We start from the raw sequence: 353 nt of genomic DNA, 5'->3' as shown, positions 1-353 counted from the left end.
CTGCGTGGCCTGATGGGGCTGGAGAGCAAGGGGCGCATCTTCCGCGACCGCTTTTTGATTGCCGACGTGAAGATGGCGGCCGATTTCCCGACCGAGCGCTGGTTCTGGTTCGACCCGCCCTTCCACCCGAACCAGAGCGTGCTGCTGCACCGCGAGCCCGACAATGTCTGGCGCATCGACTTCCAGCTCGGCTGGGACGCCGACCCGGAAGAAGAAAAGAAGCCGGAAAACATCGTCCCGCGCGTCAAGGCGTTGCTGGGCAAGGACGTGGATTTCACCCTGGAGTGGGCCAGCGTCTACACCTTCGCCTGCCTGCGCATGGACCGCTTCGTCCACGGTCGGGTGATTTTTGC

Annotated in this window: 1 pseudogene; it reads left to right on the top strand. The window is 63.5% G+C overall.

Features of this window, described 5'->3' with window-relative positions:
* Positions 1 to 353, top strand: a pseudogene (locus tag HA630_RS00500) (FAD-dependent oxidoreductase); the annotation flags it as partial.

The organism is Aquabacterium sp. A08 (assembly GCF_011742065.1).
This window is presented reverse-complemented; position numbering and strand designations above follow the sequence as displayed.